Genomic DNA, 24,134 nt, shown 5'->3' on the forward strand with positions numbered 1-24,134 from the left:
TTTTTTATTGTGAATACATCCACATGGCAGAGAGCTGTGTGACTTCCAGAGAGGCGAGAAGGACATACCCAAGAGCAGTAAAGAAAAGGCCCAATCGCTATGCGACTAGGCCTTCTAAAAGACGTAACTCAGCTTAATTCACATGCATTAAGCGTAATGCTGGCTTTTCTAATCGAGCGATCAGGCTGTTTCAATAAACAGCGATGAGATCGGTTATTTCACCACAGTCAGGGTCGGTTTCCCTTTTTTCGCCGGGGCGGTTGGGATCTCATCCTCTTCGGCTTGTGGCAACGCTTCCGGATCGTCGACGCTATCAACCGACACCAACGATGGTTCGTCATCATCGATGTTCAGTTCATCAAAGGCTCCCGATGCCATCTCTTCATCTTCTGGCGAGGCATACGCAGGCTCCATTTCAAACATGGTGCCGGCGCCGTTTTCGCGAGCATACAATGCCATCACGGCCGCCATCGGTACATTGACCTGTTGTGGACGTCCGCCAAAGCGGGCATTGAAACTGACGAACTCGTTACCCAGCTCAAGGTTACCAACCGCGCGTGGTGCGATATTGAGAACGATTTGACCGTCTTTGACATAATCAAACGGCACCTGCACACCCGGCAAGGTTGCATCAACAACCATGTGCGGAGTGAGCTCGTTATCGAGTAACCAATCATAAAAAGCACGCACCAAATAAGGGCGGCGTGGTGTCATCGAGAATTCTGATGTAGACATTATTGACCCGTTAGTCGCATTTCACGTTCAGCTTCTGTCAGTGAGGCGAGAAATGAATCACGCTCAAACAGACGCGTCATGTAGTCTTTGACTTCTTTAGAGCCTGGGCCTGCCAGCTCAATGCCCAGAACAGGCAAACGCCACAGCAGTGGTGCAAGATAGCAATCAACAAGGCTAAACTCTTCACTCAAGAAGTACGGGCTTTCCGCAAACACAGGCGCCAGTGCCAGTAGCTCTTCGCGCAGTTGTTTACGTGCCTTGTCGGCCTCATCAGCACTACCGTGGCTGATCTTTTCAACCAAGGTATACCAGTTACGTTTGATGCGATACATCATCAAACGGCTTTGCGCACGCGCAACCGGGTAAACTGGCATCAATGGCGGGTGAGGGAAACGCTCATCCAAGTATTCCATGATGATGTCTGCGTTATACAACGCAAGTTCACGGTCCACCAAGGTCGGAACAGAGTTATAAGGATTCAGATCAACCAAGTCCTCTGGCAGATTGTTCGGATCTACCAACTCAATTTCTACACTGACACCTTTCTCTGCGAGGACGATGCGTACCTGATGACTATAGAGATCAGATGCGTCAGAGAATAACGTCATCACCGAGCGTTTATTGGCAGCAACAGCCATCAACCCCTCCAGGATGTTCAATATCAATAGAAAGCAATGGGGACAAAGCGTCCCCATTGCGGATTAGCAACACACTAGATTAACCGATCAGTGCACATCGCGCCAATATTCTTTCTTGAGTAGGTAACCCAAGATAAGGAATATCACGAAGAAGCCAATCACCCACCAACCTAGTTGCTGGCGCTCTAACTTCACAGGCTCGCCGGCATACTCAAGGAAGTTAACCAGATCACGCACGGCATTGTCGTACTCGCCGGAGCTGAGCTCGCCGTTGCCATCAGATTCTAGGCCAACGAACTCTTCAACCATTTTACCGTCAACCATACGTTGCTCGTAAACCTTACGCGGTGTCCCTTGTAGCTCTTCGAGCACGTGTGGCATACCGACGTTAGGGAAGACCACGTTGTTCACGCCAAATGGACGAGAAGGGTCAACGTAAAACGAACGCAAATAGGTGTATAGCCAATCGACACCACGCACGCGCGCCACCAAGGTGAGGTCCGGCGCCGGGGCACCAAAATATTTGGCACCCGATTCTTGCGACATGGCGTTTTTCATCAAATCCCCGTACTTGGCGTTTTTGTCGAAGATGAGGTTATCTTCCATCAAGTCTTTCGGGATGTTGAGATCTTCAGCCACACGCTGATAGCGCTGATATTGCGTGGCGTGACAACCAAAGCAGTAGTTCATAAACAGCTTGGCACCACGTTGCAATGAGGCTTTGTCCGTTAAGTCGTTGTTGGCATCGTCCAAATGAACATTACCACCGGCGGCCATCGCCAAAGAGGGCAACAGCGCGCATAACATTACAATCCATTTTTTCATTTGAATGTCACCCTCTCTGGTAGCGGTTTTGTTGCTTCATTTTTGCTGTAGAAGAACAACAGCACGAAGAACATGAAGTAACAGAAGCTGAAGATCTGCGCCAGCAAGGTATAGGTTGGCGTCGCAGGCAACGCACCGAGAATGCCCAGAGCGATAAAGGCAATCACGAATTGCACAATGTTCGCCAAGTGCAACTTGCTGCGATAGCGGTATGAGCGCACGCGACAGCGGTCAAGCCATGGCAACAAGAACAGCACCACAATCGATGCACCCATGGCGATAACCCCAATCAGTTTGTCTGGAATCGCACGCAAAATCGCATAGAAAGGCGTGAAGTACCAAACCGGGGCAATGTGCTCAGGTGTCTTCAGCGGGTTCGCCGCTTCAAAGTTAGGTGGCTCAAGGAAATAGCCGCCCATTTCAGGGTTAAAGAAAATGACGTAGGCAAACAAGATGCCGAACACACCGATACCAATCAGATCTTTCACCGTCCCATAAGGATGGAAAGGAATCGAATCGATGATGTCATATTTCTTGGTGTAGTCAGGGTGGAACTTAAACTGTGACTGGTAATCGTCGCCCATCTTGCCTTTTGGCAGTTTGGTATCAATACCGTCTGGGTTGTTTGAGCCCACTTCGTGCAGTGCCAGTACGTGAAGCACAACAAGCAACAGCAGCACAATCGGCAACGCAATGACGTGCAGCGCAAAGAAGCGGTTCAATGTTGCGCCAGAGACGACGTAGTCACCACGGATCCACAGAGTGAGGTCGTCACCGATAACCGGAATGGCACCAAACAGAGAAATGATAACCTGCGCGCCCCAGTATGACATCTGACCCCATGGCAGCAGATAGCCCATAAAAGCTTCAGCCATTAGCACCAAGAAAATCAACATACCGAACAGCCACAGCAGTTCACGAGGCTTTTGGTACGAGCCGTAAATTAACCCGCGGAACATGTGCAGATACACCACCACGAAAAAGGCCGAGGCCCCGGTGGAGTGCATATAGCGGAGCAGCCAGCCGTATTCCACATCACGCATGATGTATTCAACCGACGCGAACGCGCCTTCTGCTGACGGCACATAGTTCATGGTTAGCCAAATCCCTGTAAGAATTTGGTTAACCAAAACAATCATGGCCAACACACCGAACATATACCAGAAGTTAAAGTTCTTCGGCATAGGGTATTCGGTCATGTGTTTACGGTACGCATTCATCGCTGGAATACGTTTTTCAACCCAGTTCAGGAAATTTTCCATTACGCATTCCCCTCATCTTGTCCCACGAGTATGCGCTTGTCGTCCAAGAACATATAAGGCGGCACCACCAAGTTAAGCGGCGCTGGAACACTTTGGAATACGCGTCCGGCCATATCAAACTTGGAACCGTGGCACGGGCAGAAGAACCCGGCTTTCACCCCACTCACCTGCTCGCTAAAGCTGTCTGGCAAATAGGTTGGTGAACAACCAAGGTGGGTACAAATACCAACCGCAACAAAGATTTCTGGCTTGATAGAACGGGTTTGATTGGTTGCATACCCTGGCTGCTGAGGTTGCTCAGACGCGGGGTCACGAAGTCTGTCTTCAAACGTAGACAACTCTTCGAGTATTGCTTGGCTGCGACGGACCACCCATACAGGCTTTCCTCGCCATTCGACGCGGATCATCTGGCCGTCTTGCAGTTTACTGATATCGACTTCAACTGGCGCACCCGCGGCCTTTGCTTTGGCGCTTGGGTTCCAGGACTTAATAAAAGGCACGGCAACTGCTACGGCCCCTAAACCGCCAACAACTGACGTCGTCGCAGTCAGGAAACGGCGTCGGCCGGTATTCACTGGCGCATTGCTCATCCAACATTCTCCCATGTGCTCCCGCTTGGATTTTTATTGTGTCCTTTGCGTCCATGGAGCGTACGGCTAACTCAAAAACGAATATGTAATAACGGCTGACCGGGATCAGTTCGATTAAATCTTAGCTGCTATTACGTCGGCTAGATGATAGAGAAAACCCTACTTTTTGACAAGATAAAGCTACCTTTTTGTAACAAATGTGAGCGGTGTGCACAGAATTAAGGAAAGGGTAATAGAAATGTTGGAAAATGCGTGCTTATACGCTGTTTTGAAAGGAAATATATTTGTAAGCCGTTTGGTGCAAAGATAAAAAAAGCCCGGTGTAACCACCAGGCTTTTTGAGGCAAATATTGCTCGGGCGTAAATTAACGCTTCGAGAATTGTGGGCGACGACGTGCTTTGCGCAGACCCACTTTTTTACGCTCAACTTTACGCGCGTCACGAGTCACGAAGCCAGCTGCACGTAGTGCAGGACGTAGAGACTCATCATATTCCATCAGTGCACGAGTGATGCCGTGACGGATAGCGCCCGCTTGACCAGAGATACCACCACCAGAAACGGTGATGTACAGGTCTAGCTTGTCGATCATCTCAACCAACTCTAGTGGCTGACGAACAACCATGCGAGCAGTTTCGCGACCAAAGTAAGTGTCCAGAGAACGCTTGTTGATCTCGATGTTACCGCTGCCCGGCTTGATGAATACACGAGCTGCGGAGCTTTTGCGACGACCAGTGCCGTAGTATTGTTCTGCCATTGCTATATTCCTCTTAGATGTCTAGTACTTGCGGTTGTTGTGCCGCGTGCTTGTGCTCAGAACCCGCGTAAACTTTCAGTTTACGGTACATCGCACGACCTAGAGGACCGCGAGGCAGCATGCCTTTAACGGCTTTCTCAATAACCAGCTCAGGTTTTTGCGCGATCAGCTTCTCGAAGCTGATTGACTTAATGCCACCTACGTAGCCAGTGTGGCTGTAGTATATTTTGTCAGACGCTTTGCGGCCAGTTACAGTAACTTTCTCAGCGTTGATAACAACGATGTAGTCACCGGTGTCAACGTGAGGGGTGTATTCTGGTTTGTGCTTACCACGCAGACGAGATGCAATTTCAGTAGCCAGACGGCCCAGAGTTTTGCCTTCAGCGTCTACAACGTACCAGTCGCGTTTTACAGTTTCTGGTTTAGCAACGAAAGTTTTCATGCTAATGATTACCCGATTTAATAAGTTTCACTTAAGGAGCCGAAGCTCCCACTGTTAAGAGTCCATACAACACCCCTTCGAGTGGTGGTACCCTCGGCCTAAGCCTTTCAACAGTAACGGTGGGTTGCGGGATTATAGGGAAGAGTGGAGAAAAAATCACCTCTTTTTCAAAAAAAATCCCACCAAAATGCGCAACTGGTTATTGTTTAGCAATCGCTTGATGCGCAAAGCGCCAACAGGTGCGCAACAGCCTATGGTAAGTGCGCCAATGCAAGGTATTCGTGGCTTTGCATCTCGATAAGGCGCGACTGACAACGTTCAAACTCAAACCGCAATCGCTCGCCTGCATAGAGGCTGTCCATCGGCACCGCTGCAGAAATGATCAGCTTAACGTTACGCTCGTAAAATTCATCCACTAGGGCAATAAAACGGCGGGCAGCATCTTCTTGATTAGCTTGAAGTTGTGGCATATCGGCCAGCAATACCGTGTGATACAAACGCGCCAATTCCATGTAATCGGTTTGACTACGTGCGGACTGACACAGCTCAGCAAAACTAAAATGCGCGACACCATCGCCATTTTCGATGGTTTGCAGCGCGCGGTGGTTCACGTCAATCACATCATCGCGCACCCCACCCTCGCCATTGAGCTTACGAAAGTAGTCGTCCATTTTGGCACGGGCACTGTCTCCCAAGGGATGATGAAAAATGTCTGCTTGCGTGAGGGTGCGAAGACGATAATCCACCCCCGAGTCAACGTTCACCACCTCGCAATGCTGATTGATTAAATCGATCGCAGGTAAAAACCGCTGTCGCTGAAGCCCGTTGCGATATAACTCGTCTGGCACAATGTTTGACGTGGCCACCAGCGTAATACCGCGTGCAAACAGGGCTTCCATTAAGGTGCCTAGGATCATCGCATCGGTGATATCAGAGACAAAAAATTCATCGAAACACAAAACGCGCGTCTCTTGGGCAAATTTATCCGCGATTTGCCAAAGCGGATCGGCCTCGCCATCCAGCGCTTTTAACTCTTGGTGTACCCGATGCATAAACCGATGAAAGTGCATGCGCATTTTGTTTTCAAAGGGCAGCGCATGGAAAAAAGTATCCATCAGATAGGTTTTACCGCGTCCGACGCCGCCCCAAAAATAGAGCCCTTTGACCGGTGTAACCGGCTGAGGAGTCGATTTACGCCATGGTAGCCAAGCACGCTTGTCTGGCTTAGGCGCAACCACAGGTGTGTGCAGTAAGCGATGGTAGAGCGCATCGAGTTTCTCAACGGCCATGCGCTGTGCGGGGTCTTCGATAAAATCGTTTTGGGTCAGATCGTTATTATAATGTTCGAGCGGCGTCATTCCTTGAAAGCCTCGTGTTATTCGCCTGCCTTGATAGTACCACGTCAGACGATTGCCATGTATAGTGAGCAGCAATCACCAACCTTCACCTTTCTCAATACAGTGCGCTAAAGTTGAAGCAAGCAGACGCGTTTCGCTTGTCTTTTTAGGCGGGAAAATGGTATCTGTGGTTGGTCAACTTGTGACTACAAGGAGCAGTTATGGCCTGGATTAATAGCCTGATCTTTCTCATCATCGGCGTAGCGGTTGGCTTTTTAATAGCCCGCATAACTACGCGTGACCTCAAACAACAAAAAGATTTAAAAAGGGAGCTGGAAAAGTCACGTTACGAGCTGGAGCAATATCGCCAAGAATTGGTCGATCATTTCGCCCAAAGTGCTGACCTGCTCGATACCATCTCGAAGGATTACAGCAAGCTGTATCAGCATATGGCAAAAACGTCTTCCGATCTGATGCCTAATTTACCCGAGCAAGATAATCCTTTTGCGAAGCGCTTGGGCAAGATCACCGAGATTAAAGAAACCACTGACAGCGACCAACCGCCACGCGATTACTCTGACACTGGCTCTGGGCTATTGAAAGGGGAAGAAAAGTCGCGCGTGAGTTGATCAAGGATTGAACTTTTTAAGATAGGCCCCACTCTTATCCATACTCGGACAATCGGAGTGAGTCTATGATGAAAAAGTCTTTACTAGCGATTAGTGTTGCCGCGTTGACCCTTGGCGCGGCATTTTCTCCTCTTCCTAGCCATGCGGCACTTCCTCAAGCGGTGAGCGGTCAAACCATGCCTAGCTTGGCGCCAATGCTTGAGAAAGTTTCTCCTGCCGTGGTCAGTATCGCTGTCGAGGGTAATAAAGTTTCGAAACAACGTGTTCCTGAAGCGTTTCGTTTTTTCTTTGGCCCCAACATGCCTTCTGAGCAAGTTCAAGAGCGCCCATTCCGCGGGTTAGGCTCTGGCGTCATTATCGATGCGGACAAAGGCTACATTGTTACCAACCATCATGTGATTGACGACGCCGACCAAATTCGCGTCCAGCTGCAAGACGGCCGCGAATATGACGCTCGTCTAATTGGCAGCGATGAGATGTCAGACATTGCCCTGCTGCAACTGGATGACGCTGCGAAAAACCTCACCGCAATCAAACTGGCTAACTCAGACGCACTGCGCGTCGGTGATTTTGCCGTCGCGATTGGTAACCCTTTTGGACTGGGTCAAACCGTCACCTCAGGGATTATCTCTGCGCTCGGACGCAGTGGTTTGAATTTAGAAAACTTTGAAAACTTTATTCAAACCGATGCGGCGATTAACAGCGGTAACTCTGGCGGCGCGTTGGTCAACCTAAATGGTGAGCTGATTGGTATCAATACCGCGATTTTAGGCCCCAATGGCGGTAACGTCGGGATTGGTTTTGCCATCCCAGCCAACATGGCGAAAAGCTTGGTCGACCAAATTCTCGAATATGGCTCGGTACGCCGCGGCATGCTGGGCGTGACCGGCCGTGAGCTGACCTCTGAGTTGGCAGATGCATTTGGCCTTGCCACCAAACATGGTGCGTTTGTAAGCCAAGTGATGCCGGACTCTGCCGCCGAAGAGGCTGGCTTAAAAGCCGGCGACATTATTGTCTCGGTCAACGGTAAGAGTATCCGTACCTTTGGCGAGCTACGCGCAAAAATCGCGACCTTGGGCGCAGGCAAAGACGTTGAGCTGGGTGTGATCCGAGATGGCGAAACCATCACGGCCAAAACCACGCTGAAAGAAGCGAGCCAGACGCAAGCCAAAGCCGATGACCTGCATAAGGCATTGAAAGGCGCTGAGCTGAAAAACCATGATGGCGATCCTGCCGGTGTAGAAGTCGCTGCGGTCGCGGAAGGGTCTTTGGCGGCGCGCTACGGGCTGCGCGAAGGGGATGTGATTGTCGGGGTGAACCGACATAAGGTCGAAAACCTCGGTGACTTACGTAAGATTTTGGAAGACAAGCCGAATGTGCTGGCTCTGAATATCGCCCGAGACAACGGCTCCTTGTATTTAGTGATCCGTTAATCCCGCCTTTGCATCACGCACAATGCCTGCCACTTGGCAGGCATTTTTTGTACAAAGCTCACCGCTTAGCATTTCCACAAACGATTGTTGCAATGCTATCCTCTAGCCTCGCAGTTGGCTTCGTTGAGGATAGCATTATTTATGCTTGCACTATTGGTTCGCTCCACGCTTATTGGCTTATTCACTGCCGCCCTAATTTTGGTTGCGGTGCCTGATCTACGCTCAGGCCTTTTTAGTGTTTCATCCTTGCCCGATTTTGATGAGGTCCAACAGCCTGAACTGGTTTCATTCAGTTATGCGGTCAAGCGCGCCTCTCCCGCGGTGGTGAATATTTATACCCGCAATTACGTTCGCGGCGACCGTTTGCAGCTCAATACCCAAGGACTTGGCTCAGGCGTGATCATGAGCGCCAAAGGCTATGTGGTCACCAATTACCATGTCGTCGCCAAAGCGGATCAGGTGATTGTTGCCCTGCAAGACGGCCGTATTTTTACCGCGCAAATGGTCGGTAAAGATCAACGCACGGATCTGGCGGTGCTGAAAGTTCCAGCTGAAAACTTACCCGTGATCCCGGTCAACCAAGACTATCAACCTGCCGTTGGCGATACCGTTCTTGCGATTGGTAACCCGTATAACCTCGGACAAACCACCACGTACGGCATTATCTCCGCCACGGGCCGCACTGGGATGAGCTTTTATGGCCGCCAAGACTTTCTGCAAACCGATGCCGCGATTAACCGAGGAAATTCCGGCGGCGCGTTGGTGAACAGCCGCGGTGAGCTGGTGGGGATCAACACCGCTTCGTTTCAGCAGGCAACCGATCTGGAAACCTACGGAATTTCCTTTGCCATTCCCTATCGCTTAACCGAAAAAATCATGAACAAACTGATTGCTGATGGGCGCGTGATCCGAGGCTACATTGGTATCGATGGTCGTGACGTCAATCCAGTGATGGCGCGCTTGCTTGATGCCGAGCAACAGCGCGGCGTAATGGTGGCGGACATGGATAAAGGCGGACCGGCAGAAAAGGCGGGAATTCAGCCGCAAGATTTGATCATTAAAATTAATGACAAACCGGTTAAAGGTGCCCGTGGGGCAATGGATATCGTCACCGATGCGCGTCCTGGCACAACGCTTTCGATTACCCTTATTCGCGATGGGGAGAGTTTAACCCTGCCGGTAACGGTCGGGAACGAGCCAGACAGCGGCGAATAGTCGACGGCAACGCATCGTTAGCACACGCTGGCGCCTCACAAAGACAAAAACGCCAGCCCCATCAAGGCTGGCGTTTTTTCGTTAACTCATCGTACGACGCGCTTACTCGCCGTCAATGCGCTCGATTTTCGCGCCCAGCGCTTGCAGTTTATCTTCGATACGCTCATAACCGCGATCGATATGATAAATGCGATCCACCACGGTTTCGCCTTTGGCAATGCATCCAGCAATCACTAAGCTTGCCGAGGCACGCAGATCGGTGGCCATCACTTGCGCGCCACTGAGGCTATCGCAATCACCACACACCACAGTGTTGCCTTCTATTTCTGCGTGTGCGCCCATACGTTGCAGTTCAGGCACATGCATAAAGCGATTCTCGAAGATGGTTTCGGTAATAATCCCGGTCCCTTTCGCCACCAAGTTCAGCAAGGTAAACTGTGCTTGCATGTCGGTTGGGAAGCCCGGATGCGGCGCGGTACGTACATTCACCGCTTTCAGTTCGCGATCGGTCATATCCAACTCGATAAAGTCATCGCCTGTGGTGACCTTAGCGCCAGCTTCTTCTAATTTATGAAGCACGGCTTCGAGTAAATCCGGTGAGGTATTGCGACAGACAATATGGCCGCCTGAAACCGCCGCGGCCACCAAGAAGGTACCGGTTTCAATCCGATCTGCAACCACCGCATGTACGCCGCCGCCAAGACGCTCAACCCCTTCAATTTCAATCCGGTCGGTGCCTGCGCCTTTGACTTTCGCCCCAAGGGTATTGAGGAATTTCGCCGTATCCACGATTTCCGGCTCGCGGGCGGCGTTTTCAATCACGGTCGTGCCTTCTGCCAAGGTGGCAGCACACATCACAGTGACGGTAGCACCCACGCTGACTTTATCCATCACAATGTGGGCGCCTTTTAGACGACCATCGACGGTGGCACGTACATAGCCTTCATCGAGTGTGATGGTGGCGCCAAGTTGCTCTAAGCCGTTAATGTGCAAATCTACCGGACGGGCACCAATCGCACACCCGCCGGGTAAAGACACTTCCCCTTTTCCGAAACGTGCGACCAAAGGGCCGAGCGCCCAAATCGACGCACGCATGGTTTTAACCAAGTCATAGGGGGCACACAGTTCCGTGATATCGCTAGCATCGACATGGACAGAGCCATTGCGGCTGACTTTTGCCCCAAGGCGCGATAATAGCGCCATAGTGGTATCGATATCGCGCAGTTTAGGCACATTGGCCACTTCAACAGGCTCTTCAGCCAACAGTGAAGCAAATAAAATAGGGAGAGCTGCATTTTTCGCGCCGGAAATGGCCACGTCACCTTTAAGCGGGCCATTGCCCGTCACTCGAAACTTTTGCATCTGACCCTCTTACAACTGCATCAGCTTTTTATCGCGCGCCCACTCTGCGGGGGTCATCGCTTTAATGCTCACAGCATGAATATCGTTACGCGCAATGTGCTCCATCAGCGGACCGTAGATGGTTTGCTGTTTTTTCACACGCGACATCCCGTCGAACATCTCTGCCACGGCAACCACTTCAAAGTTGCTTCCGTCGCCTTTCACGTGCAGCTCGTCTAGTGACAGAGCCGCGTCTAAAATGGCTTTAACTTCGCTCGCTTCCACCTTTAAACCCCTTCTTGATGCTCAGCATCGTCAAAAAATGCCTCGATGTTGCTTAGCGTCAACAACAGTTTGAGCTGCTCTGGCATGCCACTGTAGCGCACGGTCTGACCTTTCTCTTTCAAGGCTTTATCCAAGTGCAACAACATGGCCATGCCGGCAGAGTCGACGCGAGATAGCCCGCTTAAATCCAGGCTTAGCGCCGAATCATTAGGTAGCCACTGGCTACGCTGGCGCCAAAAAGCGGGCACTGTGTCACGATCTAACCGTCCTGACAAGTGGTAATGCTGCCCGCCGCTTGTAATTAACTCGACACTCATGACTCGCCCTGTTTCTGTTTATCCTCGCGACGAATCGGTTTTGCCGCCAGCTCTTTGAGCTGTTCAATCACAGCATCAATACCATCACGACGCAGCGGCGCTTTCCACTCTGATTGTTTAGATTGGATCATACTCACCCCTTCCGCCGTTACGTCATAAGCTTGCCAATTTCCTGTCCGAGTATTTTTACGCAGGCTGAAATCAAGACGAATCGGCGGACGCGAGGAATCGGTGATATCCACGCGCACTTTTACAATCTTGTCGTCATCGCCAATGGCTTGGTCACGTTGCACGTTGACATCTTGGTTGTCGTACTCGAGCAGGATTTGTGCGTAGGAGGCAATCATGTATTCGGTGAATGCCTCGGTGAATGCATCACGCTGTTCAGGGGTGGCTTGGCGATAATGCTGCGCACCTAGCACCAACGACGCCGCATAGCGGGTGTGGATATAGGGCAGTAGTTCGTCTTTGACCACGTCACGCAGCAAATCCGGATCGGCGCGGAACAAGGTGCGATCTTTACGCAGGCGAGTAAAGGTGTTGTCAGCCACTTGCTCAATCAACCGGTAGGGGTTGGTTTGGTCCACCGGCTCACTGGCATGCACAAACGAACTGACACTGGCGACAAACACGATCAGCGCTGATGACAGTGTGATCAAAACCTTTTTCATCTGATTACTCCTTATCGCCCACGCTATACAAGAACTGGCCAATCAAGTCCTCAAGTACCAACGCAGATTTGGTGTCTTCTAACTTACCGCCGTCTTCAAGGTAGCCAATGCCTAATGCTTCATCGACAAACCCAGGCGTAATACCAATGTACTGCTCACCGAGTAAGCCTGCGGTGTAAATCGACGCTGAACTCGACTCAGGGAAATATCCCGCACTGCTGTTAATCTGTAGGGTGACTTTTGGCACATAGGTTTCTGCATCCAGCGAGATAGCCGTCACCTGCCCCACGGTCACGCCCCCGACTTTGACCGGTGAGCGCACTTTCAGGCCACCAATATTGTCAAACTCTGCGGTTAAGGTGTAGGTATCCGCTCGTCCCCAACGTTGAACATCCGCTACCTGGAACGCCAACACCAATAATGCTGCAATCCCTGCGATGACAAAGCAGCCTACCCAAAATTCTGTTTTTCGACTCTGTTGCATGATTAATTCCCAAACATGAGTGCAGTAAGGACAAAGTCAAGGCCAAGTACGGCCAATGAAGAGTGCACCACAGTGCGTGTGGTGGCGCGGCTGATACCTTCCGAGGTCGGCGTGGCATCGTAACCGTTAAACAGGGCAATCCAAGTCACTGCGATAGCAAATACCACACTTTTGATCAGTGCGTTGCCAACGTCATAACCCAAATCGACCGATGCTTGCATCACAGACCAGAAACTACCGTGATCGATGCCTTTCCAGTCTACCCCGACAAGCTCACCGCCCCAGATACCCACCAGCATAAAGATCACCGCCAACAACGGCATCGCAATCACACCGGCCCAGAAGCGCGGTGCGATCACGCGGCGAAGCGGGTCAACCGCCATCATCTCTAAGCTGGATAGCTGCTCGGTGGCTTTCATCAGACCAATTTCCGCGGTCAGCGCTGAGCCAGCCCGTCCGGCAAACAGCAGTGCCGTTACTACCGGACCTAGTTCGCGTAACAGCGACAAGGCGACCATTTGTCCAAGGCTGGTTTCCGCACCAAAGTCGGACAACACTAAATAGCCTTGTAAACTCAACACCATACCAATGAATAGGCCTGATACGATAATGATCGCCAGTGAGCGAACGCCTACCGAGTAAAGCTGTTTAATCAAGAGCGGAAAGGTCTTGCTCGGCTGTGGTTTGCCCACCAGCGCGCCGGTCATCACAAAGGTGGCGCGTCCCATCGACTCGGCCACGCCCATCGCGCGGCGACCCACATCCGCAATCTGCGTTTTTATCACCGGTAAATCTCCTGCTCTAGCTGACCCGCAGGATAGCGGAATGGTACAGGGCCATCTGCGTGCCCTTCGAGGAATTGTTTGACCCAAGGATCTTGATTATCACGCAGCGATTGCGGTGTGCCACTGGCGATGATCCGGCTGTCTGCCAACAGATAGACCTTGTCCGCGATGCTCATCACTTCAGGCACATCGTGGGACACCACCACGCAGGTCAGGCCCAAGGCTTGGTTAAGCTGGCGAATCAAGGTGACCAAGACTCCCATGGTAATAGGGTCCTGCCCCACAAACGGCTCATCAAACAAAATCAGTTCTGGGTCGAGGGAAATGGCACGCGCCAGTGCGGCACGGCGGGCCATCCCCCCAGAGAGATCACTGGGCATTAACGCGGCCGCCCCGCGAAGTCCTACCGCCTCGAGCTTCAACATCACAATGGTATGAATGAGGGATTCATCCAACTGAGTGTGCTCACGCAAGGGAAAGGCCACATTGTCAAACACCGACATATCGGTGAACAAGGCGCCAGATTGAAACAACATGCTCATCCGTTGGCGCACATCGAATAAACGACGACGCCCTAAGGTGGGAATATTGTGGCCATCAAAAACAATGTCGCCGGCATCAGGCTTTAGCTGGCCAGCAATCAAACGTAATAGGGTTGTTTTACCAATGCCAGATGGTCCCATGATGGCGGTCACCTGACCACGCGGCACCTGCAAATCAATATGATCGAAAATGCACCGGCTGCCCCGTGAGAATGTCATCCCGTTAATATCTATCAGGCTCTGTGCTGCCATTGCCGCATTCTCATGGTTAGATAGGATAAAAATTAAGTGGCTGATAATAAGGCGTCCCCTATGCTAACACAAGCAACGCCCGCTCCCTGCCTGATAGGACGTGATATAGCCCTGATAATGGCAGTATAGCCACTCACCCGCTCAGCGAGGAAGAATGGCCTATATGGACCGAAAAAGTGCCAACGAGTTCCCGTTCATGAATGAAAAGCGACGCATTCACGGCGATGGTGGGGGCTTTTCGCTTCACATTTGCCACGTTAGCCGTCAGAATTGCACCTCATTTACGCCAATTAAAAAACGCAAAGGACAGGTGTCATGGTAGAAGCGGTTGCCATACTTATTGTGGGATTAGTGTTACTGGTTTGGAGTGCTGACCGACTCGTGTTCGGTGCTGCCGCGATCGCGAAAAATTACGGCGTCTCTCCTCTTGTGATCGGTATGACGATTCTGGCCATGGGCTCTTCCGCGCCTGAAATGATGGTATCGGCCAATGCCGCGCTCGCGGATAAAACCGACACCGCAGTGGGGAATGTTTTAGGGTCAAACATTGCCAACATTGCCCTCATTCTTGGCTTTACCGCCCTGATTAAGCCTTTGTCGATTAGCTCTATCATTTTGCGCCGCGAACTACCATTAATGTTAGCGGTCACCTTGCTCGCCGGCGCTCTTTTGTGGAACAACCACCTCGGCTTTTTCGAAGGCGTGGGCCTGTTGGTCTTATTCGTGGTGTTTATCCTTGCCATGATCAAAATTGGCAAAGACTCAGGCGGGACCGATCCTATGCTGGCGGATCAGGAATCGGACATTCCGCAAGATGTCAGTAATCTAAAAGCAGTCATGTGGATTTTAATCGGTCTGCCTTTGCTATTGCTTTCGTCCGATCAAGTGGTCGACTCGGCAGTCACCATTGCCCAATACTTTGGCATGAGCGACTTGGTGATAGGCTTAACCATCATTGCTATCGGCACCAGCCTGCCCGAACTCGCCGCCTCGATTGCCGGCGTGATGAAAGGGGAAGATGATCTCGCTGTCGGCAATATTATCGGCTCGAACGTGTTTAATATCTTGGCGGTGATGGGGATCCCGGGCTTGCTCAACCCATCACCGATCAGTGAATTTGCAATGGGGCGGGATTACTACATCATGCTCGTTCTCTCTGTGATGCTACTTATCTTCGCATTAGGCAAATCACGCAGTATCAATCGCATTGAAGGGTCGATCTTTTTGATGTGTTATATCGCCTATCAAGGCTATCTCTTTGTTAACGCTGCCGCATAATGGACATGGTGATGAGTGAATTTGATTTTCGTCGCGCAGGGCTTGATGTGCTTACCATTGAGCAAGATGCGATTGCACAACTCAAAACGGCGATTGACGAGCATTTTGATGCCGCCTGTCGATTAATCTTGAACGCCACCGGCAAAGTGGTGGTGATGGGAATGGGCAAATCGGGCCATATCGGCCGTAAGATTGCAGCTACCCTTGCAAGCACAGGAACGCCTGCGTTTTTCGTCCACCCGGGAGAGGCAAGTCACGGTGACCTCGGGATGATCAATCAAGGCGACGTGGTGTTAGCCATTTCCAACTCGGGCGAAGCCGGTGAAATTCTTACCTTACTGCCGGTGATTAAACGTCTCGGGATCCCATTAGTCTGTATGACGGGCAACCCCGACTCGAGTATGGGGCAACTCGCCAAGGTCCATCTCAATATTCACGTACCGAAAGAGGCGTGCCCCCTTAAGCTTGCGCCTACATCGAGTACCACGGCCACCTTGGTGATGGGCGACGCGCTCGCCATGGCATTGATGCAAGCAAAAGGTTTTACCGCCGATGACTTTGCCCTGTCTCATCCGGGCGGCGCATTAGGACGCAAACTACTATTACGTATTAGCGATCTGATGCATCAAGGCGAGCGTTTACCCGTGGTGCCAGACAATGCCACCGTACGCGATGCGTTACTGGAAGTGTCCGAAAAAGGCCTCGGAATGACCGCCGTGGTCGATGCAGAGCAACAGTTGGCCGGTGTCTTTACCGATGGCGATCTACGCCGCTTACTCGATCAACGCATTGATTTACACACCACCGCCATTGGCGAGGTGATGTCCGCCAACCCGATCACCATTGAACCGGAACTGCTGGCGGCAGAAGGACTCAAACTCATGGAGGAGCGTAAAATTAACGGGCTGCTGGTAGCGAAAAATGGCCAGCTTCTTGGCGCCCTCAACATGCATGACCTTTTGAAAGCCGGAGTAATGTAATGTCCGCACCTGTGACTGACACCTTATATGGCCCTGTTGCCACCACCCTGTTCGAACGCGCGGCGACGATCCAGCTACTGATTTGCGATGTCGATGGCGTTTTCTCCGATGGTCGCGTGTATATGGGCAATCAAGGCGAGGAGCTGAAAGCCTTTCACACCCGTGATGGCTACGGCATCAAAGCCTTGATGAACGCTGGCATTGAGGTCGCAGTGATCACAGGTCGACAGTCTAAGATTGTCGAAAATAGAATGAACGCTCTAGGGGTCCGCCATGTCTATCAAGGACAAAGTGACAAGCTAGCCGCGTACGACGATCTTTGTCAGCAATGTAACGTCAGCTCTGAGCACACCGCGTATATCGGTGATGATTTGATTGATTGGCCCGTTATGGCAAAAGTCGGCCTCGCGGTCTGTGTGGCAGACGGCCACCCGCTATTACAACAACGTGCCGATCTAGTGACCCAAATCCGTGGTGGGTTCGGCGCGGTCCGTGAAGTCTGCGATCTGATCCTCGAAGCACGAGGCGAGCTCGATCAGCATAAGGGCTTAAGCGTATGATGCAGCGGCTCAGCATGCTGGTGCTGATAGTACTGTGTGCCCTAACCGGCTATTATCTGCTTTCTCAACATGTCTGGGAGCGTACAGTACAAGTGGAGCCGGACGCAGAAAAGCCTCTGTTTACCGGTGAAAAAATTAAAACCGTGCAATACAACGCCGATGGGATACGCAGCTATACCGTTGACGCTGAGCACTTAGAGCACTACGCCAATATTGATGAAACCCACTTTAACGAGCCTGTCTTGTGGACCTATAACAATGGTAAAGACGAAGAGTGGCGCATCAGTGCAAACTATGCGGTGCTGTCTGATAAGCACATATTGACGATGACAGGCAAAGTGCGAATTTTTAACTTGTTACCGAACGCGCAAATTCATTCGGTAGCCACCGAAACCGTGACGTTGGACCTGACTACGCGAGACTTTTGGTCCGACCGTCCCACCACCATCACTGGCGTTGGCTTTCAAACCGAAGGGCAACGCGTGAAAGGGAACTTCGGTAACCACCAGATGGAATTGTTAAACGATGTTAAAGGCCGATATGAAACGACCCCTCGTTAAAGCACTGGCAGGTGCCATGTTGCTGTTTTCGCACTACTCATTGGCATTGAGTAGTGACACAGAGCAACCGATTTATATTGAATCTGAGAGCCAGCATTTGGACATGGCCACCAACACGGTGACCTTTACCCAAGATGTTGTGCTGACCCAAGGTAGCATTAAAATTCTGGCCGACAAGCTGGTCGTGATCCGTCCTCAAGGCCAGGAAGGCGATGAAACCATTGAAGCGTTCGGTAAACCCGCGACCTTCGAACAGACCATGGATGATGGTAAAAAGCTGCACGGTGAAGCCTATAAGTTGCGCTATGAAGTGGGCAACGAGTTTTTGAAAATGTCGACCAATGCCATGCTGGAACAGGCGGGTAATCAAGTCGAGGGCAATGTGATCACCTATCAAATTGATAAGCAGCAATTGGTCGCAGAAAGTGACAGCAATAAGCGAGTCACAACCATCTTGCAGCCGACAACCAAAAGCCCATCTGAGTCAGAATCGCAATAAGAGGCCCTATGGCAACGTTAAAAGCGGCCAATTTGGCGAAAAGTTATAAAGGACGAAAAGTCGTCGCCGATGTCAGTCTGGAAGTAAAATCCGGCGAGATCGTCGGGCTACTCGGCCCAAATGGTGCAGGTAAAACCACATCGTTTTACATGATCGTCGGTCTTGTCGCTCGCGACGAAGGGGCAATTTTTATCGACGATCAAGACATTAGCATTCAGCCGATGCATAACCGTTCACGTCTTGGCATCGGTTATTTGCCGCAAGAGGCCTCGATTTTTCGCAAGCTCACCGTCTACGACAATTTGATGGCGGTACTGCAAACGCGAAAATCCCTCACCAAAGAGGAACGTCAAGATAAAGCCGAAGATTTGTTGGATGAATTTAATATTCAGCATATCCGCGATAGCCTTGGCATGGCGCTGTCAGGGGGCGAACGTCGCCGTGTCGAAATTGCACGCGCCCTCGCCGCTAACCCGAAATTTATTTTGCTTGATGAGCCGTTTGCAGGCGTCGATCCGATCTCCGTGATCGACATTAAAAAGATCATCGAACACCTACGCGATCGTGGCTTGGGCGTGCTGATCACCGACCACAATGTTCGTGAAACCTTGAGTGTCTGTGAGCATGCTTACATTGTCAGCCAAGGACACTTGATTGCGCACGGCACCCCTGATGAAGTGCTGAATGACGAGCACGTCAAACGTGTCTATCTCGGTGATCAGTTCAAGCTATAGTGGACTCGCTCACGCTAAAATCTGCCAATCACGGCTATAGTTATCAATAGAGCGCTTGCCCTGCATCTCAGAGCAAGCGTTTTTAACCTCATTGGTCGTTGTAAAAGGAAAGGTGTAACGCCCCTATGAAACCCACGCTTCAGCTCAAGCTTGGACAACAACTCGCAATGACACCGCAGCTACAGCAGGCTATTCGCCTGCTGCAGTTGTCGACGCTAGATTTGCAGCAAGAGATCCAAGAAGCGTTGGAAACCAACCCGCTGCTGGAACAAGACGAGGGTCAAGAACAAGAAGCCGCGGAGCGTAACGATAACGACACCACGGAAACCGCCACCGCCAGCGCCGACACGTTAGAAACCTCAGACGCCTTCGAGAAAAACGAAATGCCTGACGAGTTGCCGGTGGATACCACTTGGGATGACGTCTATAGCGCAGGAACCGGCAGTACTGGCATTGCCTCGGGCGGCGACGAGCTCCCCGTGTATCAAGGTGAAACCACCGAAAGCCTTTACGACTACCTAAAATGGCAGCTCGACCTCACCCCCTTCTCGGAGACGGATCAAGCCATTGCCTTGGCGATCATCGATGCGGTGGACGATCAAGGCTACCTGTCAGTCACCACTGATGAGATCTTAGAAAGCTTGGGCAGTGATGAGATTGAGCTTGACGAAGTGGAAGCCGTATTAAAACGTGTTCAACACTTTGACCCATTGGGTGTAGCCTCTCGCTCGCTACAAGAGTGCTTATTGCTCCAATTAGCGACATACAATCCAGAAACGCCCTGGCTGGATGAGGCACGTACCGTGCTCACCCAACATATGGATTTGCTCGCCAACCGCGATTATCGTCAACTGATGCGAAATACCCGTCTAAAAGAGCCGGATCTGAAAGCCGTGATGCAACTGATCCATAGTCTTGAGCCACGTCCGGGTAATCTGATCGTGACCAACGAAGCGGAGTACGTGGTGCCGGATGTCTCCGTGTTTAAGCACCACGGCAAATGGGTGGTTCAAATCAACCCAGATAGCGTTCCTAAGCTTAAGGTCAATGAGCAATATGCCGCTTATGGCCGTAACGGCTGTAGCCCGTCAGACAGCCAGTTTATTCGCTCCCATTTGCAAGAAGCTAAGTGGCTGATTAAAAGCCTCGAAAGCCGCAATGAGACCTTATTGAAGGTGGCCCGCTGTATTGTCGAACATCAACAAGATTTCTTTGAGTATGGCGAAGAAGCCATGAAACCCATGGTACTTAACGACATCGCCATGGACGTCGACATGCACGAGTCGACCATCTCTCGTGTCACCACCCAAAAATTTATGCATACGCCACGCGGTATTTTTGAGCTGAAGTACTTCTTCTCAAGCCACGTGAGCACGGACAATGGCGGCGAATGCTCTTCGACAGCCATTCGTGCCCTGATCAAAAAGTTGGTGGCAGCGGAGCCTGCCAACAAGCCCCTCAGTGATAGCAAAATTGCCGCCTTGTTAGCTGAGCAAGGCATCAAAGTTGCACGACGGACCATCGCTAAGTATCGGGAGTCGCTCGGTATTGCGCCGTCAAACCAGCGCAAGCGCCTGCTTTAGGCGCCTCAACAGAAGGAAGATGTGTATGCAAATCAACCTGACCGGACATCATGTCGAAATCACGCCACCAATACGCGAGTATGTGGATACAAAGTTTGCTAAACTCGAGCGCTTTTTCGAGCACATTAATAATGTCCACGTTGTGTTGACGGTCCAAAAGCTCGACCAAATTGCTGAAGCGACGCTCCATGTCAACAATGGAGAGATTCATGCTAAAGCGCAGTCGCAAGATATGTATGCGGCCATTGATGGGTTGACCGACAAGTTGGTCAAGCAATTGAGTAAACATAAAGAGAAGCTCAAACAGCATTAAGCTATGGAACTTAAAGACGTACTCACAGTGGACTGCACGCGCAGTGCCGTCCACTGTTCCAGCAAGAAACGCGCCCTTGAAATCATTAGCCAAGTGGCTGCGGATAAGTTGGGGATCAACGCGCAACAATTGTTTGAATGCATGCTAAGTCGTGAAAAGCTGGGCACCACTGGTATCGGCTCAGGGATTGCCATTCCACACGGCCGTATTACGGACAGTGATCATGCCATTGGCGTGCTGTTGCAATGTGCAGAGCCGATTGAGTTCGACGCTATCGACAAGCGCCCCGTTGATTTGCTCTTCGCGCTACTCGTTCCGGACGAACAGTGTAAATACCACCTCCAAACCCTCTCGGCCATCGCCGAAAAGCTCAATGATAAACAGCTATGCCGACAGCTTCGCAATGCAGACTCGGACCAAGAGCTGTACAATATCATGACTCAATAACGAGTAAGGGCTGACGGGAGTCTATTATGATGCTGAAAATTGTCAGTGGCCGTTCGGGGTCAGGCAAATCTGTGGCGTTGCGGGTGCTCGAAGATCTCGGGTATTACTGCGTTGATAATCTCCCTGTGAATCTGTTGCGCGACTTCGTCACGTCGCAAGAAGATGCCGAAGCCAAAATTGCGGTTAGCTTGGACATTCGCAACCTGCCTAACGCGAATGAGCCTATTGCTGACACCCTGGCCGCGTTGCGGGAAGTGTGCGATGTCACCTTGTATTACCTGGATGCAGATGACAAGGATCTGATTAAACGTTTTAGTGAAACACGCCGCTTGCATCCCCTGTCGCGCCAAAACCTGTCTCTTGAGCAAGCCATTCAAGCCGAAAAGCAACAAATGGCGCCCATCAAAGAACATGCCGACCGCGTGATTAATACCACGGGGCTGTCGATTCACGACTTAAGTGAGTCGGTGCGCTCACTGGTATTGGGCCGCGCCAGTGGCGATTTGGTGATGGTGTTTGAATCGTTCGGTTTTAAGCATGGCTTACCCGCCGATGCCGACTATGTGTTTGATGTTCGCTTTTTGCCCAACCCGCATTGGGAGCCGACCCTGCGCCCTCATACCGGCTTAGAAAAGCCTGTACGCATGTTCCTCGCCGCGCAACCCGATGTCGCAATGGTGATTGCACAAATCAAAGGCTTTCTTGAATCTTGGCTGCCAGCATTGAAAAACAATAATCGTAGTTATGTTACCGTTGCTATTGGATGCACGGGCGGTAAACACCGCTCTGTGTATATAGCGCAATATCTGGCTGACTATTTCACGGAGCTCGGCGAAAAAGTGCAAATTCGCCATCGCACCTTGGAGCAATCGTCATGACCACCCTGCACACGGATGTGTGTGTGCGTAACCGACTGGGCTTACATGCGCGAGCCGCGATGAAGCTGGTTGAGCTGATCCAAGCCTACGACGCCACCATTGAGCTGCAAAGTGGCGATAAGCGCGCCACGGCCGATAGTGTGATGGCAATGCTGATGCTGGAATCGGCTCAAGGACAAACTATTACCCTCACCGCGACGGGTCCACAGGCCGAACCGGCTTTAAACGCGGTAAAAGCGCTGTTCGATGCCGGATTTGACGAAGAAAGTTAACCGCCCACTGCGCTGACCAGCACGCAATTCCTTTCTTATACTGACACGCAACCCATTTGTCATGCGACAGACTCCCCTGATTGCGTTAGAATTTCAGACATTGCAATGGGGGATGTTGCCTATGGCAGAAACGACAGAACAAGAACAAAGCAATCAAACCCACCAACGGCTACAAGAAGTTAGCCAACTGCTGGAACAAGGCATGTTTGTCCGCGTGCGCCGCATGTTGGAAGACATGGAGCCGGAAGACATCGCCCACCTTCTTGAGGCCTCGCCGCCCAAAGGTCGTTTAGTTCTCTGGCAACTGACGGATCCCGAAGACCAAGGTGAAATCCTCGATGAGCTGTCTGAGGATGTGAAAGACGGCATCATGGTGCGTATGGCGCCTGAGCAACTTGCCGCCGCCACCGAGGGGATGGAAACCGACGACGTCGCTTATCTACTGCGTAGTTTGCCTCAAGACGTCTCACAAGATGTGCTGGCGGAGATGGACGCACAAGACCGTGCGCGCATCCAGCAAGCGCTCTCCTACCCGGAAGACTCTGCGGGCGGGATGATGAATACCGACGTGGTCACGATTCGGGGCGACGTCACTGTGGATGTCGTGCTGCGTTATCTGCGCATGCGAGGCGAGTTACCCGATACCACAGATGCGCTTTATGTGATTGATCCGAATGGCCGACTGATTGGCAATCTACCCATTGCCGCCTTGTTAGTTAACCAACCGGATACCGAGGTGGTCGACATTATGGACGATCCGGATGAAGCCATTAGCGTGACCATGGACGATGGTGATGTGGCAAGCCTCTTTGAGCGTCGTAACTGGGTTTCAGCCCCAGTCGTCGACCAACAAAATCACCTTGTCGGCCGTATTACCATCGATGATGTGGTAGATATTATTCGTGAAGATGCCGAGCACTCGATGATGGGCTTGGCCGGTCTGGACGATGAGGAAGACACCTTTGCGCCCGCCTTTAAAAGTGCGCGTCGTCGCAGCATCTGGCTGGGGATCAATGTGCTCGCGGCACTGACCGCAGCCTCCGTGTCGAACATGTTTGAAGGCACGCTTGATAAGATGGCAGCGATTGCGGTGTTGATGACCATCGTCCCTTCGATGGGCGGTGTAGCTGGGAATCAAACCGTTGCCTTGGTCATTCGCGGGTTAGCCGTGGGTCACATTGGTGACTCCAACACACGCTGGCTGCTCGCCAAAGAAGCCACCGTCGGACTGATCAATGGCTTGGTATGGTCGATGATTATTGGCGGCGTCGTAGTGCTATGGAAAGGGAATCTTGAGCTTGGGCTGATCATTGCCGGTGCGATGATGATGAATTTATTTATCGCTGGGATTGCTGGGGTCGCTATCCCGACTCTGTTAAAAAAATACAATATTGATCCGGCACTGGCCGGTGGCATGGCATTAACTACCGTTACTGATGTGGTTGGACTCCTTGCCTTTCTTGGCCTTGCCACCCTGTTTATTACCTAATCT

Annotated in this window: 30 protein-coding genes; 15 read left to right on the forward strand and 15 right to left on the reverse strand. The window is 51.4% G+C overall.

The genetic code is table 11. The features are described from left to right. Positions 1 to 213 precede the first annotated feature (213 nt). From sspB to zapE, 8 genes are all read right to left on the reverse strand, one after another. A complete protein-coding gene (sspB, locus tag BGK46_RS07395) occupies positions 214 to 735 on the reverse strand; it encodes a ClpXP protease specificity-enhancing factor (RefSeq protein WP_069588087.1) in 522 nt (173 codons plus the stop codon). Further along, entirely contained in the window at positions 735 to 1,373 is a 639-nt protein-coding gene (sspA, locus tag BGK46_RS07400) for a stringent starvation protein SspA (protein ID WP_069588088.1), read from the reverse strand. The genes sspB and sspA overlap by 1 nt, the downstream gene beginning before the upstream one ends. A gap of 87 nt (positions 1,374 to 1,460) precedes the next feature. Continuing rightward, complete coding sequence (locus tag BGK46_RS07405; protein WP_069588090.1) at positions 1,461 to 2,198, reverse strand: cytochrome c1; 738 nt, start codon at positions 2,196 to 2,198, stop codon at positions 1,461 to 1,463. Beyond that, the gene (locus tag BGK46_RS07410) at positions 2,195 to 3,460 is read right to left on the reverse strand and encodes a cytochrome b (protein ID WP_069588091.1); all 1,266 of its coding nucleotides are present in this window, start codon (positions 3,458 to 3,460) and stop codon (positions 2,195 to 2,197) included. Before BGK46_RS07410 ends, BGK46_RS07405 begins: the two co-directional genes overlap by 4 nt. Further along, complete coding sequence (petA, locus tag BGK46_RS07415; protein WP_069588092.1) at positions 3,460 to 4,050, reverse strand: ubiquinol-cytochrome c reductase iron-sulfur subunit; 591 nt, start codon at positions 4,048 to 4,050, stop codon at positions 3,460 to 3,462. Before petA ends, BGK46_RS07410 begins: the two co-directional genes overlap by 1 nt. A 365-nt stretch (positions 4,051 to 4,415) precedes the next feature. Beyond that, the gene (rpsI, locus tag BGK46_RS07420; RefSeq protein ID WP_069588094.1) at positions 4,416 to 4,805 is read right to left on the reverse strand and encodes a 30S ribosomal protein S9; all 390 of its coding nucleotides are present in this window, start codon (positions 4,803 to 4,805) and stop codon (positions 4,416 to 4,418) included. Positions 4,806 to 4,818: 13 nt separating this feature from the next. Further along, positions 4,819 to 5,247, reverse strand: a complete 429-nt coding sequence (gene rplM / locus BGK46_RS07425) for a 50S ribosomal protein L13 (protein WP_069588096.1) — start codon at positions 5,245 to 5,247, stop codon at positions 4,819 to 4,821. Between the two features lie 251 nt (positions 5,248 to 5,498). Then, positions 5,499 to 6,605: a cell division protein ZapE gene (zapE, locus tag BGK46_RS07430; RefSeq protein ID WP_069588098.1), complete on the reverse strand. Its 1,107-nt coding sequence runs from the start codon at positions 6,603 to 6,605 to the stop codon at positions 5,499 to 5,501. A 200-nt stretch (positions 6,606 to 6,805) separates the two neighbouring features. On the opposite strand from zapE, the gene zapG reads away from it, so the two are divergent. The 3 genes from zapG (at position 6,806) to degS (ending at position 9,861) form a co-directional block, all read left to right on the forward strand. Next, on the forward strand, positions 6,806 to 7,213 hold the full coding sequence (zapG, locus tag BGK46_RS07435; RefSeq protein WP_069588100.1) for a Z-ring associated protein ZapG: 408 nt from the start codon (positions 6,806 to 6,808) through the stop codon (positions 7,211 to 7,213). 68 nt (positions 7,214 to 7,281) lie between these two features. Then, complete coding sequence (locus tag BGK46_RS07440) at positions 7,282 to 8,646, forward strand: Do family serine endopeptidase (RefSeq protein WP_096630720.1); 1,365 nt, start codon at positions 7,282 to 7,284, stop codon at positions 8,644 to 8,646. Between the two features lie 141 nt (positions 8,647 to 8,787). Beyond that, a complete protein-coding gene (gene degS, locus BGK46_RS07445) occupies positions 8,788 to 9,861 on the forward strand; it encodes an outer membrane-stress sensor serine endopeptidase DegS (RefSeq protein WP_069588104.1) in 1,074 nt (357 codons plus the stop codon). A gap of 102 nt (positions 9,862 to 9,963) precedes the next feature. Here the strand turns inward: degS and murA are convergent, their stop codons facing one another. Genes murA through mlaF form a run of 7 tightly spaced genes read right to left on the reverse strand, consistent with a single transcriptional unit; the run spans position 9,964 to position 14,538 of the window. Continuing rightward, positions 9,964 to 11,223, reverse strand: coding sequence for a UDP-N-acetylglucosamine 1-carboxyvinyltransferase (gene murA, locus BGK46_RS07450; RefSeq protein WP_069588106.1), 1,260 nt, complete (start codon positions 11,221 to 11,223; stop codon positions 9,964 to 9,966). A gap of 9 nt (positions 11,224 to 11,232) precedes the next feature. Further along, positions 11,233 to 11,487, reverse strand: a complete 255-nt coding sequence (gene ibaG / locus BGK46_RS07455) for a BolA family iron metabolism protein IbaG (protein ID WP_069588108.1) — start codon at positions 11,485 to 11,487, stop codon at positions 11,233 to 11,235. 2 nt (positions 11,488 to 11,489) lie between these two features. Then, on the reverse strand, positions 11,490 to 11,804 hold the full coding sequence (locus BGK46_RS07460) for an STAS domain-containing protein (RefSeq protein WP_069588109.1): 315 nt from the start codon (positions 11,802 to 11,804) through the stop codon (positions 11,490 to 11,492). After that, positions 11,801 to 12,475, reverse strand: a complete 675-nt coding sequence (gene mlaC, locus BGK46_RS07465) for a phospholipid-binding protein MlaC (RefSeq protein WP_069588111.1) — start codon at positions 12,473 to 12,475, stop codon at positions 11,801 to 11,803. Before mlaC ends, BGK46_RS07460 begins: the two co-directional genes overlap by 4 nt. A 4-nt stretch (positions 12,476 to 12,479) precedes the next feature. Then, entirely contained in the window at positions 12,480 to 12,959 is a 480-nt protein-coding gene (gene mlaD, locus BGK46_RS07470) for an outer membrane lipid asymmetry maintenance protein MlaD (protein ID WP_069588113.1), read from the reverse strand. A 2-nt stretch (positions 12,960 to 12,961) separates the two neighbouring features. Then, positions 12,962 to 13,741, reverse strand: a complete 780-nt coding sequence (gene mlaE, locus BGK46_RS07475) for a lipid asymmetry maintenance ABC transporter permease subunit MlaE (RefSeq protein ID WP_175418646.1) — start codon at positions 13,739 to 13,741, stop codon at positions 12,962 to 12,964. Continuing rightward, entirely contained in the window at positions 13,741 to 14,538 is a 798-nt protein-coding gene (mlaF, locus tag BGK46_RS07480; RefSeq protein WP_069588116.1) for a phospholipid ABC transporter ATP-binding protein MlaF, read from the reverse strand. The genes mlaE and mlaF overlap by 1 nt, the downstream gene beginning before the upstream one ends. Positions 14,539 to 14,853: 315 nt before the next feature. Between mlaF and BGK46_RS07485 the strand changes: the two genes are divergently transcribed. The 12 genes from BGK46_RS07485 (at position 14,854) to mgtE (ending at position 24,131) form a co-directional block, all read left to right on the forward strand. Next, on the forward strand, positions 14,854 to 15,816 hold the full coding sequence (locus tag BGK46_RS07485; protein WP_069588117.1) for a calcium/sodium antiporter: 963 nt from the start codon (positions 14,854 to 14,856) through the stop codon (positions 15,814 to 15,816). Positions 15,817 to 15,827: 11 nt separating this feature from the next. Then, the gene (locus BGK46_RS07490; protein WP_069588204.1) at positions 15,828 to 16,796 is read left to right on the forward strand and encodes a KpsF/GutQ family sugar-phosphate isomerase; all 969 of its coding nucleotides are present in this window, start codon (positions 15,828 to 15,830) and stop codon (positions 16,794 to 16,796) included. Further along, entirely contained in the window at positions 16,796 to 17,356 is a 561-nt protein-coding gene (gene kdsC / locus BGK46_RS07495) for a 3-deoxy-manno-octulosonate-8-phosphatase KdsC (RefSeq protein ID WP_069588119.1), read from the forward strand. Before BGK46_RS07490 ends, kdsC begins: the two co-directional genes overlap by 1 nt. Next, complete coding sequence (gene lptC, locus BGK46_RS07500; protein WP_069588121.1) at positions 17,353 to 17,916, forward strand: LPS export ABC transporter periplasmic protein LptC; 564 nt, start codon at positions 17,353 to 17,355, stop codon at positions 17,914 to 17,916. The genes kdsC and lptC overlap by 4 nt, the downstream gene beginning before the upstream one ends. Next, on the forward strand, positions 17,897 to 18,415 hold the full coding sequence (gene lptA / locus BGK46_RS07505; RefSeq protein ID WP_069588205.1) for a lipopolysaccharide transport periplasmic protein LptA: 519 nt from the start codon (positions 17,897 to 17,899) through the stop codon (positions 18,413 to 18,415). The genes lptC and lptA overlap by 20 nt, the downstream gene beginning before the upstream one ends. Before the next feature lie 8 nt (positions 18,416 to 18,423). Beyond that, complete coding sequence (gene lptB / locus BGK46_RS07510) at positions 18,424 to 19,149, forward strand: LPS export ABC transporter ATP-binding protein (RefSeq protein WP_069588123.1); 726 nt, start codon at positions 18,424 to 18,426, stop codon at positions 19,147 to 19,149. 125 nt (positions 19,150 to 19,274) lie between these two features. Continuing rightward, entirely contained in the window at positions 19,275 to 20,732 is a 1,458-nt protein-coding gene (locus BGK46_RS07515; protein WP_069588125.1) for an RNA polymerase factor sigma-54, read from the forward strand. 25 nt (positions 20,733 to 20,757) lie between these two features. Continuing rightward, positions 20,758 to 21,045, forward strand: coding sequence for a ribosome hibernation promoting factor (gene hpf, locus BGK46_RS07520; protein WP_069588127.1), 288 nt, complete (start codon positions 20,758 to 20,760; stop codon positions 21,043 to 21,045). Between the two features lie 3 nt (positions 21,046 to 21,048). After that, positions 21,049 to 21,492 carry a PTS IIA-like nitrogen regulatory protein PtsN gene (gene ptsN / locus BGK46_RS07525; RefSeq protein WP_069588129.1) on the forward strand — a complete coding sequence of 148 codons (444 nt, stop codon included), beginning with the start codon at positions 21,049 to 21,051 and terminating at the stop codon, positions 21,490 to 21,492. 26 nt (positions 21,493 to 21,518) lie between these two features. Further along, on the forward strand, positions 21,519 to 22,370 hold the full coding sequence (gene rapZ / locus BGK46_RS07530; RefSeq protein ID WP_069588131.1) for an RNase adapter RapZ: 852 nt from the start codon (positions 21,519 to 21,521) through the stop codon (positions 22,368 to 22,370). Next, positions 22,367 to 22,642 (forward strand): HPr family phosphocarrier protein, encoded by a 276-nt coding sequence (locus BGK46_RS07535; RefSeq protein ID WP_069588134.1) that lies wholly within the window; start codon positions 22,367 to 22,369, stop codon positions 22,640 to 22,642. Before rapZ ends, BGK46_RS07535 begins: the two co-directional genes overlap by 4 nt. Before the next feature lie 121 nt (positions 22,643 to 22,763). Further along, complete coding sequence (gene mgtE / locus BGK46_RS07540; RefSeq protein ID WP_069588135.1) at positions 22,764 to 24,131, forward strand: magnesium transporter; 1,368 nt, start codon at positions 22,764 to 22,766, stop codon at positions 24,129 to 24,131. Positions 24,132 to 24,134: the final 3 nt, after the last annotated feature.

Source organism: Salinivibrio sp. SS2, from assembly GCF_001722075.1.
In the GTDB taxonomy this organism is placed as follows: Bacteria; Pseudomonadota; Gammaproteobacteria; order Enterobacterales; family Vibrionaceae; genus Salinivibrio; species Salinivibrio proteolyticus.